This is a genomic window from Streptomyces sp. NPDC097595 (assembly GCF_044761525.1).
GTDB classification, from domain to species: Bacteria; Actinomycetota; Actinomycetes; order Streptomycetales; family Streptomycetaceae; genus Streptomyces; species Streptomyces drozdowiczii_A.
In genome coordinates this window covers 1-17,158 of the sequence record NZ_JBIWCN010000023.1, presented here as the reverse complement: position 1 = coordinate 17,158, position 17,158 = coordinate 1, and the positions used below count along the sequence as shown (strand labels likewise).

10 protein-coding genes, 1 tRNA gene and 2 pseudogenes are annotated in these 17,158 nt (G+C 72.8%); 12 read left to right on the top strand and 1 reads right to left on the bottom strand.

The features are described from left to right. Positions 1 to 113: 113 nt before the first annotated feature. The 11 genes from ACIQZN_RS29375 to ACIQZN_RS29325 all read left to right on the top strand — a co-directional run bounded on the left by ACIQZN_RS29375 (position 114) and on the right by ACIQZN_RS29325 (position 15,729). The gene (locus ACIQZN_RS29375) at positions 114 to 1,655 is read left to right on the top strand and encodes a methyltransferase (protein ID WP_404000136.1); all 1,542 of its coding nucleotides are present in this window, start codon (positions 114 to 116) and stop codon (positions 1,653 to 1,655) included. A 4-nt stretch (positions 1,656 to 1,659) separates the two neighbouring features. Further along, entirely contained in the window at positions 1,660 to 2,667 is a 1,008-nt protein-coding gene (locus ACIQZN_RS29370; RefSeq protein ID WP_404000133.1) for a winged helix-turn-helix domain-containing protein, read from the top strand. A gap of 71 nt (positions 2,668 to 2,738) precedes the next feature. Beyond that, on the top strand, positions 2,739 to 3,869 hold the full coding sequence (locus ACIQZN_RS29365) for an ATP-binding cassette domain-containing protein (protein ID WP_404000131.1): 1,131 nt from the start codon (positions 2,739 to 2,741) through the stop codon (positions 3,867 to 3,869). Beyond that, on the top strand, positions 3,866 to 4,657 hold the full coding sequence (locus ACIQZN_RS29360) for an ABC transporter permease (RefSeq protein WP_404000128.1): 792 nt from the start codon (positions 3,866 to 3,868) through the stop codon (positions 4,655 to 4,657). Before ACIQZN_RS29365 ends, ACIQZN_RS29360 begins: the two co-directional genes overlap by 4 nt. 69 nt (positions 4,658 to 4,726) lie before the next feature. Beyond that, the gene (locus ACIQZN_RS29355; RefSeq protein WP_404000125.1) at positions 4,727 to 5,566 is read left to right on the top strand and encodes an ABC transporter permease; all 840 of its coding nucleotides are present in this window, start codon (positions 4,727 to 4,729) and stop codon (positions 5,564 to 5,566) included. Between the two features lie 100 nt (positions 5,567 to 5,666). After that, the gene (locus tag ACIQZN_RS29350) at positions 5,667 to 5,864 is read left to right on the top strand and encodes a hypothetical protein (RefSeq protein ID WP_404000122.1); all 198 of its coding nucleotides are present in this window, start codon (positions 5,667 to 5,669) and stop codon (positions 5,862 to 5,864) included. 337 nt (positions 5,865 to 6,201) lie between these two features. After that, complete coding sequence (topA, locus tag ACIQZN_RS29345) at positions 6,202 to 9,030, top strand: type I DNA topoisomerase (protein ID WP_404000120.1); 2,829 nt, start codon at positions 6,202 to 6,204, stop codon at positions 9,028 to 9,030. Between the two features lie 235 nt (positions 9,031 to 9,265). Further along, positions 9,266 to 12,568 carry a dTMP kinase gene (gene tmk / locus ACIQZN_RS29340; RefSeq protein WP_404000117.1) on the top strand — a complete coding sequence of 1,101 codons (3,303 nt, stop codon included), beginning with the start codon at positions 9,266 to 9,268 and terminating at the stop codon, positions 12,566 to 12,568. Positions 12,569 to 12,717: 149 nt separating this feature from the next. Next, positions 12,718 to 13,923 (top strand): DNA polymerase III subunit delta', encoded by a 1,206-nt coding sequence (locus ACIQZN_RS29335; protein ID WP_404000115.1) that lies wholly within the window; start codon positions 12,718 to 12,720, stop codon positions 13,921 to 13,923. Positions 13,924 to 14,005: 82 nt separating this feature from the next. Then, entirely contained in the window at positions 14,006 to 15,556 is a 1,551-nt protein-coding gene (locus ACIQZN_RS29330) for an alpha/beta hydrolase (RefSeq protein ID WP_404000112.1), read from the top strand. 99 nt (positions 15,557 to 15,655) lie between these two features. After that, positions 15,656 to 15,729, top strand: a tRNA-Thr gene (locus tag ACIQZN_RS29325). Positions 15,730 to 15,857: 128 nt separating this feature from the next. Here the strand turns inward: ACIQZN_RS29325 and ACIQZN_RS29320 are convergent. Continuing rightward, positions 15,858 to 16,226, bottom strand: a pseudogene (locus ACIQZN_RS29320) (tyrosine-type recombinase/integrase); the annotation flags it as partial. On the opposite strand from ACIQZN_RS29320, the pseudogene ACIQZN_RS29315 reads away from it, so the two are divergent. Beyond that, positions 16,222 to 17,103 (top strand): annotated as a pseudogene (locus ACIQZN_RS29315) (mobilization protein); the annotation flags it as partial. The pseudogenes ACIQZN_RS29320 and ACIQZN_RS29315 sit on opposite strands and share 5 nt — an antisense overlap. Positions 17,104 to 17,158 lie beyond the last annotated feature (55 nt).

The window sequence follows — 17,158 nt, the reverse complement described above, 5'->3', positions numbered from 1 at the left end:
GCCGGCGTCACGGCCCGCGGAGAGCGGACGGAAACCGGGTGAGCGGCCCGGCCACCCCGGGGATACCCGGTGCGGTGGCCGGGCCGCTGCCGTTGTCAGTGGGAGCCGTCACAATGGAGCACGTGAGTAAGACCAGCCTTTTCGCAGCAGACCTTCCCGCGGCGGACCACGCGCACCGGCTCCGCGAGGCCCTGCTCGCGGCCGCCTTCACGGCCGACGGGCTCCTCGACCTGCTCGGCGCGCCCGCCTACGCCGCGCTGGCGCGCAGCGAGACGGTTCCGGCGTTGCGGGCGACGCGTGGTGACACGCCGCTCGACACGCTGGTGCGCCTCTTCCTCCTCCAGCGGCCCGTGCCCGTCGAGCGGGCGGCGGCCGTGCTCCCGCTGAAGGAGTGCGTGGCGGACGGCTGGCTGACCGAGACGGCCGGCGAGGTACGGGCGACCGTCGATGTGCGGCCGTACGGCGGGCCTGCCGGCGAGGACTGGTTCATCGTCTCCGACCTCGGCTGCGCGGTCGGCGGCGCCGGCGGGATCGGCTCGCGCGAGAAGGGCGTCGTCCTCGGCATCGGCGGGGCCTCCACCACCCTGGCCGGGATCACCGTCCGCAAGCCCGTCGGCTCCGCACTCGACGTCGGTACGGGCTCCGGCATCCAGGCGCTGCATGCCGCGCAGCACGCCACCAGGGTCACGGCGACCGACCTCAATCCGCGCGCCCTCGCCTTCACCCGGCTCACCCTCGCCCTGTCCGGCGCCGCCCCGGCGGACCTGCGCGAGGGCTCGCTGTACGAGCCGGTCGGTGCCGAGACCTTCGACCTGATCGTCTCCAACCCGCCGTTCGTCATCTCCCCGGGCGCTCGGCTCACCTACCGCGACGGGGGGATGGCCGGTGACGACCTGTGCCGGACCCTGGTGCGGCAGACCGGCGACCGGCTCAACGAGGGCGGCTTCGCGCACTTCCTGGCCAACTGGGAGCACACCGAGGACGAGGAGTGGCAGGACCGGCTGCGCACCTGGGTCCCGGAGGGGTGCGACGCCTGGATCGTGCAGCGCGAGGTGCAGGACGTCACGCAGTACGCGGAGCTGTGGCTGCGCGACAGCGGCGACCACCGCACGGACCCGGCGGAGTACGAGGCGCGGTACGACGCCTGGCTGGACGAGTTCGAGGCGCGGCGGACCAAGGGCGTCGGCTTCGGCTGGATCACCCTGCGGAAGTCCGCCGCGGCCGCCGCCGGGAGCCCCTCCGTCGTGATCGAGGAGTGGCCGCACGCGGTGGAGCAGCCGCTCGGCCCCGCCGTCGAGGCGCACTTCGCCCGCCAGGACTATCTGCGCGAGCAGGACGACGCCGCGCTCCTCGCCGCCCACTTCACCCTGGCCGCCGAGGTGGTGCAGGAGCAGGTGGGGATGCCCGGGGCGGAGGACCCCGAGCATGTGGTGCTCCGTCAGAACCGCGGCATGCGCCGGGCCACCAAGGTCGACGCGGTCGGCGCCGGGTTCGCCGGGGTCTGCGACGGCTCGCTGCCCGCCGGGCGCATCCTCGACGCCATCGCCCAGCTGATGAACGAGGACCCGGTGCTGCTCCGGGACCGCACCCCGCAGGCCATCCGGCTGCTGGTCGAGGAGGGCTTCCTGGAGCCGCTGCCCCCGGGCGGGCGGTGACCGGATGATCCGGATCGAGCTGGACGAGACGTCGCTCGGCGCGACCCGCATCGCGATCAGCCCGCTGTGGGACGCCTTCTGCGGCCTCCACCTCGCGATGCCGCACCGCCACCCCTCCCGCCCGTACGAGGAGTGGGTGGTGCGGGCCCGCGAGGTGCTGCGCGAGGACGAACGGACGCATGCGCTCCGGCTGCTGATCGACGGCCCCCACCAGTTCCCCGACTTCATGCTGCCCCGGCCGGTCGGGGCCACCGCCGTCGAGATGGAGCTGGAAGCCGTGCGGACCACCCCGGCCGATGTCGTACGGGCGGGGATCGCCGAGCACTACGCGGGGCTTGAGGACCATCCGTACGTACGCCCCTATCTCGCCGATCCCGAAGGCGCGTGCGCGGCGCTCGCCGATGCGTACGCGGCGTACTGGGAGGGCGCGATGGCCGTCCACTGGCCCGTCATGCGCCGTCTGGTCGAGGACGAAGTGCTCATCCGGGCGCGGACTTTCGCCACCGAGGGCATCGACGCGCTCTTCACCGGCTTGGAGAGCCGGGCCAAGTGGCAGCCGCCGGTCCTGGAGCTGACGAAGCACATCGACGCCGAGTACCGGGCCGGCGAACGGCGGCTTCTGCTCGTGCCCCTCGTCTTCGCGGAGGGCTGCCGGCTCTACTCCACCGACGACCCCGAGGTCCTGACCGTGTCCTTCCAGGCGCGCGGCGCGGGCGCCCTGCGCGAGCGGCCGGCGGAGCGCGCCGACAGCGGCGACCGGCTCGGGCTGCTGCTCGGCCGGGGCCGGGCCTCCGTGCTGCGCCAGCTCGGCGGACCCCTCACCACCGCCGGGATAGCCGACCGGCTGGGGCTCGCCCCGAGCACGGTCTCCGAGCATCTGTCGGCCCTCGCCGAGGCCGACGTCGTCACCCGGCACCGCATAGGCCGCAGCGTCTACTACCAGCTCACCGACACCGGCCGCGCCCTCCTCGCGCTGCTCTCGGGGGAGGACGTTCTGCGCGCGGTCTCGTAAGGGAAGCGCGGACGATTCGGGGGGTTCCGAATCGATGGCAGGGCGCCGGCGGCGGACCTAGCGTCCGGGCCATGCTTGCGATCGAGGCGAAGAACCTGTGCCGCACCTACACCAGCCGGACCGGCTTCCTGCGTCCGCGCCGCACCGAGACCGAAGCCGTGCGGGGGATCACCTTCGAGGTGGCGCGCGGTGAGCTCTTCGGGCTCCTCGGGCCGAACGGCGCGGGCAAGACCACCACCATCAAGATGCTCAACACCCTGCTGCTGCCCACCTCCGGCACGGCCCGGGTGCTGGGGCACGACGTGGCGTCCGACCCGGTCGCCGTACGCCGCCGGATCGGTTACGTCTTCGGCGGCGACCGGGGCCTGTACGACCGGCTGTCCGCCCTCGACAACCTGCGCTACTTCGCCGAGCTGTACGGGGTCGAGCCCCGGGACCAGAAGCGGCGGATCGCCGGACTCCTCGACCTGGTCGGCCTCGCCGGGCGCGAGAAGGAGCGCGTCGAGGGGTACTCGCGGGGCATGCGGCAGCGGCTGCACATCGCGCGCGGCCTGCTGCACAGCCCCGACGTCCTGTTCCTCGACGAACCCTCCATCGGCGTGGACCCGGTGGCGGCGCGCGACCTCCGCCGCACTGTCGCCGACCTTCGCGCCGGTGGCACCACGGTGCTGCTGACCACGCATTACATGGCGGAGGCCGACGAGCTGTGCGACCGGATCGCCGTCATCGCGGGCGGCACGATCAGGGCGCTCGGCACCCCGGACCGGCTCAAGTCCCGCGTCCAGGAACGCGGCATCCTGGAGATCGAGGCGTACGGGGCGGGCGAGGACCACCTCGAACGCATCCGCGCCGTGGCCGGTGTGCACGGCGTGGCCGCCGAGGACCGGGGCAGCCGACAGGCCGTCATCGTGCAGACGGAGCACGGCGCCGACCTGCACGGACAGGTCCTGGCGGCGCTCGACGGGGTCCGCGTCGGACGGGTCGTCACCCGGGAACCCACGCTGGAGGACGCCTACATCGCGATCGTGGAGGAGACGGACGGGCCATCGCGCGCAGAGCCCGCACCGACCGAGCCGGGCCCCGCCGAGCCGGGCCCCGCCGAGCCGGGCCCCGCCGAGCCGGGCCCCGCCGAGCCGGGCCCCGCCGAGCCGGCCCCCGGCACCGAAGCGGACCGCCACCTCGACGGCGAGGTCGTCGCATGACGCCCGCCCGGGCCCTGCGCCTGACCGCCGTCGGTGTGCGGACACACGTGTCGTACATGAGCCGTTCGCCGCTGGAGATCACCTTCGCCGTCCTCGTGCCCCTGGTCTACGCGACGCTCTCCGTCTACCTCTTCCGCGCCGCCGACGACCCCGACCGGCTGCTGACCGCGGCCGTCGGAGCCGGGCTGATGGGCATCTGGTCCTCGGTCCTCTTCGGATCCGGCGGGGCCGTGCAGAACCAGCGCTGGCTGGGCACCCTGGAGACGCTCGTCGCCTCGCCCACCCCGCTCGCCCTCGTCCTGCTGCCCATCACCCTGGCCACCGCCGTCATCGGCACCTACGCCATGGGCGCGACGGTGCTCTGGGGCGCCGTGCTCTTCGACGTGCCGCTGGACTTCGCGCATCCGGTGCTCTTCCTGGCCGCCGTCCCGGTCTGCGTCCTCTCGCTCGGGATGATGGGGCTGCTGCTCGCCGCCACCTTCGTCCTGCTGCGCAACGCGAACGCCCTGGCCAACCCGCTGGACGCCCCCGTGTGGCTGCTCTCCGGGATGCTCGTGCCCATCACCGTGCTGCCGGACTGGACGCGTCCGGTCTCCTGGGCGCTGCCCACCACCTGGGGCTCGCGCGCGGTGCACGCGGCGACCTCCGGCGGGGCCGGCGCGGCCGAGGTGCTGGTCCCGATGGGCGCCGCCCTCGGACTCGGGGCGCTCTACGCGCTGCTCGCCGTCCTGGTGCTGGGACGCGTCGAACAGCGTGCGCGGGCCGCCGCGACCCTCGCCCTCGCCTGACCTGGCGCGCCGCCCGACCCGGACCCGCGCCCCGCACCCCCTTCCGCCCCGCCCCCAGGAGTTGCCCGCATGTCCGCCCGTACCCCTCACGCGGATTCCGGTTCCGCACCCGGCCTCCACCGCCGGATCGTTTCCTCGGTCAGGCTCGTGGTGATCGGCGGCGCCCTCTCGTACCGGGCGCTCTTCAACTGGACGACACCGCCCATGTTCATCGGCACCCTGCTCGTCGGCCCGCTGCTGCAACTCCTCTTCTTCGTCTTCCTGGGACGGCAGCTGGGCGTCGCCGACGACCGCTTCTACCTGCTCGGCAACGCCGTGATCTCCTCATCCACAGCCTGTGTGTACGGCGGCACGATGGCCATCGCCAACGAGCGGCGTTTCGGAACGCTCGGCGCGGTCCTGCTCAGCCCCCGCGACCGCGCTCCGCTCTGGTTCGGCCGGGCCCTCCCGTATGTGCTGAACGGTCTCGTCATCAGCGTCTTCACGCTCTCCGCCGCCTGTCTCCTGCTCGGTCTGCGCATTCCGCTTGGGGCTCTGCCGGGGCTCGGTGCGGTCCTGCTCGCCGCCGCTGCCGGATGTTCCGCGTTCGGCCTGGCGCTGGGGGCGCTGGGGCTGCGGTTCCGGGACGTCTTCCTCGTATCGAACGTGGCCGCTTCCGTACTCCTGCTCCTGACCGGTGCGAACGTGCCGCGGGAGACCCTGCCGGGCTGGATGCGGGCCGTCGGGGACGTACTGCCGCTGACTCACGCCGCCGACGCGGCGCGTCAGTTGTCCGCCGGGGCCGGGCTCGACGGCCGGGGCATCGCCGCGGAACTGCTGACCGGCGCCGGCTACGCCCTTCTCGCCGTCGTACTGCTCGCCCTGTTCGAACGGGGGAGCAGGCGGCGCGCCACGCTCGACGTGATGTGACGGGTCCTGCTGTTCACCCCGTGTTGGCGTCCGCGACGCTCCGCGGTGGGAGCCTCCCCGCGTATCCGAGATGTGGCAGGGGAAGAGGGAGGCGTACGGAATGGAGAGCGGGCCCGCTGTTCTCGCCGGAACGACGTTCGCACTGTTCGGCGCGGCGCTGCTGCTGTGGACGGGGGCGCGTGTGCTGCACCGCGCGCCGGTGGCATACGGGGTGCGCCCCCGGGTCTCCACCGCACTCGCCACCGTGTTCGGCGTACTTTTCCTCGTCCTCGGGGTGTGGTGCTTCGGTCGCGTATGAGTGCGCCCGGGCGCCAGGCGTACGCGGCCGGGCCGGTCGGGGACCCGGTGGTGAGGCCGGAAACACGCCCGGGCCGCGTGTCCCCCGGACCCCGCACCCGCAGGGCGGTCCGGACCGTGCCGAAACCCGCAGGCCGTGGCCGTGCGCGCGGCGGACCGAGCGGGCCGGGCGGCAGGAATGGCGGAAGTCGGGTTACCGTTCGAGTGGCCGTTGCGGGCTTTTGCCGTTTGACACGGGGGCGGGCTGTACCGTCACACTCCGCAGCGACAGCACTGTCGGCAGCGCCCTCGCGCTGCCCCGGATGCCCACCGAGCGTCGACCGGAGAGAAGAGCGAAGTTGTCCCCGACCAGCGAGACCGCACAGGGCGGCCGCCGACTCGTCATCGTCGAGTCCCCTGCCAAGGCGAAGACGATCAAGGGCTATCTCGGCCCCGGATACGTGGTCGAGGCGAGCGTCGGGCACATCCGCGACCTCCCGAACGGCGCCGCCGAGGTGCCCGACGAGTACACCGGCGAGGTGCGCCGTCTCGGCGTCGACGTCGAGAACGACTTCGAGCCGATCTACGTCGTCAATGCTGACAAGAAGGCCCAGGTCAGGAAGCTGAAGCAGCTGCTGGCCGAGTCCGACGAACTCTTCCTCGCCACCGATGAGGACCGCGAGGGCGAAGCCATCGCGTGGCACCTCCAGGAAGTCCTGCGGCCCAAGGTCCCCGTCCACCGGATGGTCTTCCACGAGATCACCAAGGACGCGATCCGCGCCGCCGTCGCCAACCCGCGCGAGCTGAACCAGCGCATGGTCGACGCCCAGGAGACCCGCCGCATCCTCGACCGCCTCTACGGCTACGAGGTCTCGCCGGTCCTGTGGAAGAAGGTCATGCCGAAGCTCTCGGCGGGCCGCGTCCAGTCCGTCGCCACCCGGCTCGTCGTCGAGCGGGAGCGCGAGCGCATCGCCTTCCGCTCCGCCGAGTACTGGGACCTGACCGGAACCTTCGCCACCGGGCGGGGCGGGGACGCCTCCGACCCCTCGACGTTCACGGCCCGGCTCAGCGCCGTCGACGGGCGCCGCATCGCCCAGGGCCGCGACTTCGGTGCGGACGGACAGCTGAAGTCCGCCTCCGGCCAGACGCTGCACCTGGACGAGGCGAACGCCCGGGCCCTGGCCGCCGCGCTCGCGGACTCCTCGTTCGCCGTGCGGTCCGTCGAGTCGAAGCCGTACCGCCGCTCCCCGTACGCGCCCTTCCGTACGACGACCCTCCAGCAGGAGGCGAGCCGGAAGCTGGGCTTCGGGGCGAAGGCCACCATGCAGGTCGCGCAGAAGCTGTACGAGAACGGCTTCATCACCTATATGCGTACCGACTCCACGACCCTCTCGGACACCGCGATCTCCGCGGCCCGGGCGCAGGTCACGCAGTTGTACGGGGCGAACTACCTGCCCGAGAAGCCGCGTACGTACGCCGGCAAGGTCAAGAACGCGCAGGAGGCGCACGAGGCGATCCGCCCCTCCGGCGACCGCTTCCGCACGCCTGCCGAGACCGGCCTCACCGGTGACCAGTTCCGGCTGTACGAGCTGATCTGGAAGCGGACCGTCGCCTCCCAGATGAAGGACGCGACCGGTAACTCGGTCACCGTCAAGATCGGCGGCCGGGCGAGCGACGGGCGCGACGCCGAGTTCTCCGCGTCCGGCAAGACGATCACCTTCCACGGCTTCATGAAGGCGTACGTCGAGGGCGCCGACGACCCGAACGCCGAGCTGGACGACCGCGAGCGGCGGCTGCCGCAGGTCACCGAGGGCGACGCGCTGTCCGCCGACGAGATCTCGGTCGACGGCCACGCGACGAAGCCGCCCGCCCGGTACACCGAGGCGTCGCTGGTCAAGGAGCTCGAAGAGCGCGAGATCGGCCGGCCGTCGACGTACGCCTCGATCATCGGGACGATCCTCGACCGCGGCTATGTGTTCAAGAAGGGCACGGCCCTGGTGCCGTCGTTCCTCTCGTTCGCCGTGGTCAATCTGCTGGAGAAGCACTTCGGCCGGCTCGTCGACTACGACTTCACGGCCCGCATGGAGGACGACCTCGACCGCATCGCCCGTGGCGAGGCCCAGTCCGTGCCGTGGCTGAAGCGGTTCTACTTCGGTACGCAGGAGGGCGACGACGCGGCCGGTGCGGGGGCGGCCTCCGACGCGGGCAACGGCGACGGCGACCACCTCGGCGGGCTCAAGGAGCTCGTCACCGACCTCGGGGCGATCGACGCGCGGGAGATCTCGTCGTTCCCCGTCGGCAACGACATCAAGCTTCGCGTCGGCCGCTACGGCCCGTACATCGAGCGCGGCGAGAAGGACTCCGAGGGCCACCAGCGCGCGGACGTCCCCGAGGACCTGGCGCCCGACGAGCTGTCCGTCGAGTACGCGGAGGAGCTGCTGGCCAAGCCGAGCGGCGACTTCGAGCTCGGCGCGGACCCGGTCAGCGGGAACCAGATCATCGCCAAGGACGGCCGTTACGGGCCGTACGTCACCGAGGTGCTGCCCGAGGGCACGCCGAAGACCGGCAAGAACGCGGTGAAGCCGCGGACGGCCTCGCTGTTCAAGTCGATGTCGATCGACACGGTGACGCTGGCCGAGGCGCTCAAGCTGATGTCGCTGCCGCGGGTGGTCGGCGTGGACGCCGAAGGCGTCGAGATCACGGCGCAGAACGGGCGCTACGGGCCGTACCTGAAGAAGGGCACGGATTCGCGGTCGCTGACGTCGGAGGACCAGATCTTCGACATCACGCTCGACGAGGCGCTGGCGATCTACGCGCAGCCGAAGCAGCGGGGGCGGGCCGCGGCGAAGCCGCCGCTGAAGGAGCTGGGCACCGATCCGGTGAGCGGGTCTCCGGTCGTGGTGAAGGACGGGCGGTTCGGTCCTTACGTCACCGACGGGGAGACGAACGCGACGCTGCGTACCGGGGACAGTGTCGAGGACATCACGCCGGAGCGGGGGTTCGAGCTGCTGGCGGAGAAGCGGGCCAAGGGGCCGGCGAAGAAGAAGACGGTCAAGAAGGCTGCGGCCAAGAAGGCGCCGGCGAAGAAGGCTGCGGCTACGAAGAAGGCGGCGGCCACGAAGAAGACGACGGCCAAGAAGGCGCCGGCGAAGAAGGCTGTCGCCAAGAAGGCCGCTGCGGAGGAGTAGGCGGGGCGGGGCGCCTGGGGCGGGGGTGTTCCCCTACCCGCCCCTTCCCGAAACCGGGGCTCTGCCCCGGGCCCCGCGCCTCAAACGCCGGCGGGGCTGGATCGTGCGGCGGGGTGGGTTTCGGGGCTCTGCCCCGGGCCCCGCGCCTCAAACGCCGGCGGGGCTGGATCGTGCGGCTTGGGTGTTTGTTCGGGTGGGGGCACGGGGGATGTGGGTGTCCCGTTAGGCTGGGCGGATGACGCGAGCCGAGCAGCCTACGGTCGTGAGCCCCACCTCCGACGCACTTGCCGCAGACTCACGCGAGCGCGCCGTACGAGCCCTGTTGCGTGTTCCTCCGCTGAAGCGGTTGTGGAGCGCACAGCTCGTCGGCGGTACCGGCGACGCACTCGCCCTTCTCGTGCTGGTGCTGCTGTCGCTGCAAGCGGCGGTTCTCGAGGGCTCATTCGGGACCGGATACCGGGGGGCGGCCTTTGCCGTCGCCGCCGTGTTCGGGGCCCGGATCATTTCCACCCTGCTCTTCGGAGCCGTACTTCTGGGGCCGTTGACGTCGCTCACGGCGCCGGGCGGGCCGGTCGACCGGCGGTGGCTGATGATCGGGGCCGACGGGGTGCGGCTCCTGCTGCTCGTCGTCGCGCCCCTGTGGATCGACTGGACGCCCGCCAACGCGCTGACGATGATCCTGGTCACCGTCTTCGTGGCCGGGGTGGCCGAGCGGCTCTGGACCGTCGCCAAGGAGAGCGCGGCGCCCGCGCTGCTGCCCGCCCCGCCGATCGAGGGCGCCGCGGTGCGGCCGCTGCCGGACCACCTCGACGCACTGCGCCGGCTGTCCCTGCGTACGGACTTCGCGGCCGTTCCCCTCGCCGCGGCCGTTCTGCTGGTCGCCACGGTGATCGGCCGCCTGCTGGGCTCCGGTCTGGACTGGTTCTCCTTCCATCAGGCGGCCCTCGGTTCGTACGTCGCGGCCGGGCTGTTCTCCGCCTCCGTCTCCACCCTGTACTTCCTGCAACTGCCCGCCACGCAGACGCCCCGCCCGCGCTCGCCCCTGGAGGGGTTGCGCAGGCCGTCCGCGGGGAACGGCCCCGACAAGGGCCGCACCGGTTCCATCCCGCTGATCGTCGCCACCTGCGCGGCGGTCGCGGGAGCCATCGCGGCCGCGGCCGCCGTCGCCGTGCTGCACGCCAGCGACCTCGGCGGCGGGCCCGTCACCCTCGCCCTGCTGGTCCTCGCCCTCACCGGCGGTACGGGTGTGGGCATCCGTACGGCGGGGAAGGTGCTGCCCGCCCTGTCGCGGCGGCGGATGCTCTCGTTCGCCACCGCCGTCACCGGCATCGCCCTCCTGGCGATGGGCCTCGTCCCGGACACCGCGACCGTCGTCCTGCTCGCCGTACTCGCCGGATACGCGGCGGGCGTCGCCGCGAACACCGGTCATGTCCTCGTCGACCAGGAGACCGAGGAGGCCCGCCGGACCAGGATCGCCGAGCACCTCCAGGCCGTCGTCCGGATCCTCATCGCCCTCGGCGCGGTCGGGGGCCCCCTGGTCGCCGCGGCCATCGGCACGCACCGGCTGACCATCGGCGACTTCGTCTTCGCGCACGGCGGCGCCGCGTTCACCCTGATGCTGGTCGGCGCCCTGCTGCTGCCCGTCGCGGTCATCGTCCTCGCGAAGACCGACGACCGCACCGGCGTACCGCTGCGGCGCGATCTGCGCGAGGCGCTGCGCGGCGGCGACCCGGCCGTCGCGCCCGCCGCGAACGGCTTCTTCATCGCCCTGGAGGGCGGCGACGGAGCCGGCAAGTCCACCCAGGTCGAGGCGCTCGCCGCGTGGATCCGGGCCAAGGGCCACGAGGTCGTCGTCACCCGTGAACCCGGCGCGACCCCGATCGGGAAGCGGCTGCGGTCCATCCTGCTCGACGTGTCGTCGGCCGGGCTCTCCAACCGGGCCGAGGCCCTGCTGTACGCCGCCGACCGCGCCGAGCACGTCGACTCGGTCGTCCGCCCGGCCCTGGAGCGCGGCGCCGTCGTCATCTCCGACCGCTACATCGACTCGTCCGTCGCCTACCAGGGCGCGGGCCGCGATCTGGCCCCCACCGAGATCGCCCGCATCTCGCGCTGGGCGACGAGTGGCCTCGTACCGCATCTGACCGTCCTCCTGGACGTCGCGCCCGAGACCGCGAGGGAACGGTTCACCGAGGCGCCCGACCGGCTGGAGTCCGAGCCGCCCGAGTTCCACGCCCGGGTGCGTTCCGGCTTCCTGACCCTGGCCGCCGCCGACCCGACGCGCTACCTCGTCGTGGACGCCGCACAGGGACCGGAGGCCATCACCACCGTCGTACGCCACCGCCTCGACCAGGTCCTGCCGCTCTCCGAGGCCGAGATCAAGGCCCGCGAGGAGGCCCGCAAGGCCGCCGAGGAGGAGGCCAGGCGCCGCGCCGAGGAAGAGGCCGCCCGCAAGGCCGAGGAGGAGCGGCTGGAGCGCGAACGGCAGGAACAGCTCGCCAAGCTCCGCGCCGAGGAGGAGGAGCGCAAGCGCCGCGAGGAGGAGGAAGCCCGCCGCCGCGAGGCCGAGCGCCAGGCGGAGGAGGCCAGGCGCCGCGCCGAGGAGGAGGCCGCCCGCAAGGCCGAGGAGGAGCGGCAGCGCGCCGAGGCGGAGCGGCAGCAGGCCGAGGAGGCCCGCCGTGTCGCCGAGGCCGAGCGCGCGCGCCGCGAGGCCGAAGAGGCGGCGTACGAAGCGGAGCAGGCGCGGCTGCGCCGGCAGGCGGAGGAGGACACGCGCCTGCGCAAGGAGGCCGAGGCCGCGCGGTTGGAGAAGCAGCGCAAGGCCGAGGAGGCCCTGATCCGGGCCGAGGCCGCCCGCCGCCAGGCGGAAGCGGAGGCCCAGGCGAAGGCCCAGGCCGATGCGGCCGCCGCCGAGGAGCGGGCCCGTGAGCGGGCTGCCCGCGAGGAGGAGGCCCGCGCCCTGGCCGCGCGGCAGGAAGCCCGTGCCCGGGCCGCCCGGGAGGAGGAGTCCCGGCTGCGGCAGGACTCCGGGGGTTCGTCGCGCTCGGAGGCCGGCGGTTCCGGCAGCGGCGACAAGCCCGCCGGGCCCGACAACGAGCTGACCGTGCCCACCCCGATCGTGAGCCCGAACGAGACCACGCAGCCCGTTCCCGCGCCCGTGGATCCGGAGTCCGGTTCCGGCCGGGGCCGTGGGCCCTGGCCGTCCGACCAGGACGAGACGACCGTGATCCCGAAGTTCTCGGACGACTCCGAGGAGACGACGGTCCTGCCGGCCGTACCGGCTGCCGACCCGGCCGACCGCGTGCCGCGCGGCATCTTCCGGGACGAGCGGCAGGCGGAGGGCGAAAACGAGCGCACCCGTGAGCTGCCGCAGATCACCGATCCGCACGCGGAGCAGCAGCGGCCCCGGCGCCCCCGGCCCGACTGGGCGGAGGAGACCCCGCTGGACGACCTGCCCAGCCTGGCCGACGAGCTGCTCGGCGGTTACGAGGACGAGGGCCCGGAGTCCTCGGGCGGCCGGGGACGACGGCCCCGCCGCTGACCGTCCGGCGCCGACGGAAGTACGCCGATGGCCCCGCGCCCTCCACGGGTGCGGGGCCATCGGCGTCCGTGGTGTCAGACCTGTCCCTCACAATGGGAGACCGGAGCGACGGGAGCCACGCGTCGAGCGAAGCGGAAAGGCGGTGCCCCATGTCCGTGTGGGACGACCTGGTCGGTCAGGACCGGGTGCAGGAGCAGCTGAGCGCCGCCGCCCGGGACGCCGATGTGCTGGTCACCGCCAACGCGGCGGGGGAGCCGGTGCCGCCCGGCTCGAAGATGACGCACGCCTGGCTGTTCACCGGCCCGCCGGGCTCCGGGCGCTCCACCGCCGCCCGGGCCTTCGCCGCCGCGCTCCAGTGCACGAGCCCGGACCGCGCGCTGGGCGGGGCGCCGGGCTGCGGATTCTGCGACGGCTGCCACACCAGCCTCATCGGTACGCACGCGGACGTCGACGTGATCCGCACCGACCTGCTCTCCATCGGTGTGAAGGAGACCCGCGAGCTGGTGCGCCGCGCCCAGCTCTCGCCGGCCGTCGGGCGCTGGCAGGTCATCGTCATGGAGGACGCCGACCGCCTCACCGAGGGCGCGGGCAACGTCCTGCTGAAGGCCGTCGAGGAGCCCGCCCCGCGCACGGTGTGGCTGCTGTGCGCGCCCTCGCTGGAGGACGTGCTGCCGACGATCCGGTCGCGGTGCCGCCACCTCACCCTGCGGACGCCGCCGGTCGACGCCGTCGCCGACGTGCTGGTGCGCCGGGACGGCATCGACCCGGAGCGGGCCGCCGCCGCCGCCCGCGCGACGCAGGGGCACATCGGCCGGGCGCGCCGCCTCGCCACGGACGAGCGGGCCCGGGCGCGGAGGGCCGCGGTGCTGAAGCTGCCGCTGCGCGTCGAGGACATCGGGGGCTGCCTCAAGGCGGCGCAGGAGCTGATCGACACCGCGACCGAGGACGCGAAGCAGGCGTCCGACGAGGTCGACGCGAAGGAGACCGAGGACATGAAGGCGGCGCTCGGTGCCGCCGCCGGGGGCCGGATGCCGCGCGGTACGGCCGGGGTGATGAAGGAGCTGGAGGACAAGCAGAAGCGCCGCAAGACCCGCACCCAGCGCGACAGCCTCGACCTGGCGCTCACCGAGCTGACCGGCTTTTACCGCGATGTGCTCGCCCTGCAGTTCGGCTCGCGGATCGCGATAGCCAACGCCGACGCCGAGGACGCCCTGGACCGCGTCGCCCGCGCGTCCACCCCGGAGCGCACGCTCCGCCGGATCGAGGCGGTATCGGCCTGCCGCCGCGCCCTGGACCGCAATGTGGCGCCGCTGCTGGCGGTGGAGGCGATGACGATGGCGCTGCGCGCGGGCTGAGGCGGCGCTCCCGTACATCCGCCGAATCACCCGAAAGAGCAAGGAATCGGGTGACCGGCGGGGCTGCGGCTACGCTCCGGGCATGGACCCCAGGCGCCCGTTCCGCACTCTTGCCCTCGTGCTCGGCACTGCCGGCCTGCTCGTCTCCGGGTGCAGCGGCGGAGACTCCTCGTCGGGAGCCACGTCCTCCGCCGGTGCGGGCTCCGCGTCGCCCTCGGCGGTCCCGGCCGGCCTGAAGCCGTACTACGCGCAGCACCTCAGCTGGCGGGACTGCGGTGTCAGCGGATTCCAGTGCACGACGATGAAGGCGCCGCTGGACTACGCGAAGCCGGACGGCGACGGGATCAAGCTCGCCGTCTCGCGCAAGAAGGCGACCGGCCCCGGCAAGCGGATCGGCTCCCTCCTGGTCAACCCGGGCGGCCCCGGCGGATCGGCCATCGGCTACCTCCAGGGCTACGCGGGGATCGGCTACCCCGCCCAGGTGCGGGCCCGCTACGACATGGTGGCCGTCGACCCGCGCGGGGTGGCGCGCAGCGAGCCCGTCGAGTGTCTGACCGGGCCGCAGATGGACGCGTACACGCAGGTGGACCAGACCCCCGACGACGCCGCCGAGGTCACGAAGCTGAGTGGTGCCTTCGAGAAGTTCGCCGCCGGCTGCGAGAAGCGCTCGGGCGAGGTCCTGCCGCATGTCTCGACCGTGGAGACCGCCCGCGACATGGACATGCTGCGCGCCCTGCTCGGCGACGAGCGGCTGAACTATGTGGGGGCGTCGTACGGGACGTTCCTGGGGGCGACGTACGCGGAGCTGTTCCCCGGCCGCACCGGCCGCCTGGTCCTCGACGGGGCGATGGACCCCTCGCTCTCGTCGGTGGAGATGAACCGGGCGCAGACGGCGGGGTTCGAGACGGCGTTCCAGTCGTTCGCGAAGGACTGCGTGCGGCAGAAGGACTGCCCGCTCGGGAGCACGTCCGCCTCCGACGCGGCGGACCGCCTGAAGAAGCTCTTCGCCCGCCTGGACGCGGATCCGATCCCCACGGGCGACTCCCGCGAGCTGGGCGAATCGCTCGCCACGACGGGCGTCATCGCGGCGATGTACGACGAGTCGGCCTGGCCCCAGCTGCGCGCGGCGCTGACCGGCGCCGAGTCGGGCGACGGCTCCGGGCTGCTGGCCCTGGCCGACAGTTACTACGAGCGGGAGCCGAGCGGTAAGTACACCAATCTGATGTTCGCCAACGCCGCGGTGAACTGCCTCGACCTCCCGCCCGCCTTCACCGGCGCGAAGGCCGTCGAGAAGGCCCTTCCCTCCTTCGAGAAGGCGTCCCCGGTCTTCGGCAGGGGCTTCGCCTGGGCGGCCCTGAACTGCGCCCACTGGCCCGTCCGCGCCACCGGCACCGCCCACCGCATCGAGGCGAAGGGCGCCGCCCCCATCGTGGTCGTCGGCACCACCCGCGACCCGGCCACCCCGTACGCCTGGGCCCGGTCCCTGGCGGCCCAGCTCTCCTCGGGCATCCTCCTCACCTACGAGGGCGACGGCCACACCGCGTACGGACGCGGCAGCGACTGCATCGACACGGCGATCAACACGTACCTCCTGGAGGGCACCCCGCCGGCCGGGGGCAAGAAGTGCACCTGACCTGCGCGAACGGTGCCGAAGCGGGCTGGTTCGGAGCACCCCTGGAAACTGTGTAGACTTGGCGTCGCTGCTGATCGCATCATGGTGCGAACAGGGCGCGCCGCCTTAGCTCAGTTGGCCAGAGCAACGCACTCGTAATGCGTAGGTCTCGGGTTCGAATCCCGAAGGCGGCTCAGTTGAACCCCAGGCCACATAGCCCGTGACCTGGGGTTTTCTGTTGCTCGGAGCATGGCGGGACACACGGCCGGGTTGCCGTGGTGTTGCCTGCGTGAGCGGTGCGTGAGCGGAGCCGCTCGGGGACCTACTTCTTGGGCTTGCGGCGTGTGTCCTTCTTGGCTGCCTTGGCCTGAGCTTTTGCCTTGTCCCTCTTCGGCTTGCCGCCGCCCTTGCTGCCCTTGCCGACGTCGGCCGCCTTGGCCGCAGCCTTCCTGGCCTTCTCCTTCTTTGCGGCCTTGCGCGCGGCCTTCTCGGCCTCGGCCTTGCGCTGGAGGGGGACGAGCTTCGCGGTGGCCTCGGCGGCACTCTTGCCGACGTGGGGGAGGACGCTCTGGTAGATGTCCCGCGTGATGCGGGTGTCGCTGTGCCCGAGGGTGTCCGACACGATCTTGATATCGATGTCGGCGGCGAGCATGAGGGTGGCCGCGCCGTGGCGCAGATCGTGCAGGCGGATCTTCCACCCCGGCGGAAAGATCGCCCCCGACCTCACCCTCCCCAAGCTCAAGGCCCGCCTCGAAACCACCCCAGCCGAAGAACACCCCACCGCACGCCGACAGCGCCCCACCACCCCCTGGCACCAGGCCACCGACGCCCTCGACACCCTCCACCAGGACATGACCGACGACACCCACGCCCAGGCCCACATCACGGCACTCGGCGAACTCATCGAGGCGACCGCACAGAAAGCCCCCGACCACTCCCGAGCCGAACTACGCACCGCAGCACGGACATTCGCCCGTTCCCAGCGCTCCCAGATCCGCGCCGAGACCCAGGCTGCCCACACCCTGCGCCGCGCAGCCCGCGACATCGCCCACACCGTCACCGGCCCCGACGCCAGCGCCTTCGCCGCCCTCGTCTGGGCCACGATCGTCGCCGCCCGCTGGCACGAAGCGAGGAACCACGCCCACCAGGCCGAAGCCGCCCGCCAGACCCTTCACCACCTCCAGACAGCCGCCGACCACGCCCTCGTCCCGGTCATCGACACCCTCGCCGCTCGCCGGCCGAGCGACCAGGCCAGCCGGACCCTGGCCCATGACGTCCGGGCGGCCGTCCCCGACCACGCCGACCGCATCCTCACTGACCCCGCCTGGCCAGCCCTCGCCACCGTCCTCGCCGACGCCGAAGCCGGCGGCCACAAACCCCACCAGCTCCTCAAGGAAGCCGCCGCCCAGCGCGAACTCACCACCGCTCGCCAGCCCGCCCGCGTCCTGATCACCCGCATCCAGCACACCAGCCGCAACCCCGCACCCAACCTCCGAGCCGAAGCCGCCCGCCTCCGCACGACGGTGTCTAGCCTCGCGCTTTCACGAACGAGCCTGTCCGAAGCGTGATCAAAAAGGTGAGGAGTGCCTCTGACCTGGGACGATAGGACTTGTCTAGGGTCCG

Coding starts and splice junctions, on each gene's coding strand:
- ACIQZN_RS29350 (WP_404000122.1), top strand. CDS start 5,667: ATGGAGAGCGGGCCCGCTGTTCTCGCCGGAACGACGTTCGCACTGTTC.
- ACIQZN_RS29330 (WP_404000112.1), top strand. CDS start 14,006: ATGGACCCCAGGCGCCCGTTCCGCACTCTTGCCCTCGTGCTCGGCACT.
- ACIQZN_RS29360 (WP_404000128.1), top strand. CDS start 3,866: ATGACGCCCGCCCGGGCCCTGCGCCTGACCGCCGTCGGTGTGCGGACA.
- ACIQZN_RS29370 (WP_404000133.1), top strand. CDS start 1,660: ATGATCCGGATCGAGCTGGACGAGACGTCGCTCGGCGCGACCCGCATC.
- ACIQZN_RS29355 (WP_404000125.1), top strand. CDS start 4,727: ATGTCCGCCCGTACCCCTCACGCGGATTCCGGTTCCGCACCCGGCCTC.
- ACIQZN_RS29375 (WP_404000136.1), top strand. CDS start 114: ATGGAGCACGTGAGTAAGACCAGCCTTTTCGCAGCAGACCTTCCCGCG.
- tmk (WP_404000117.1), top strand. CDS start 9,266: ATGACGCGAGCCGAGCAGCCTACGGTCGTGAGCCCCACCTCCGACGCA.
- ACIQZN_RS29335 (WP_404000115.1), top strand. CDS start 12,718: ATGTCCGTGTGGGACGACCTGGTCGGTCAGGACCGGGTGCAGGAGCAG.
- ACIQZN_RS29365 (WP_404000131.1), top strand. CDS start 2,739: ATGCTTGCGATCGAGGCGAAGAACCTGTGCCGCACCTACACCAGCCGG.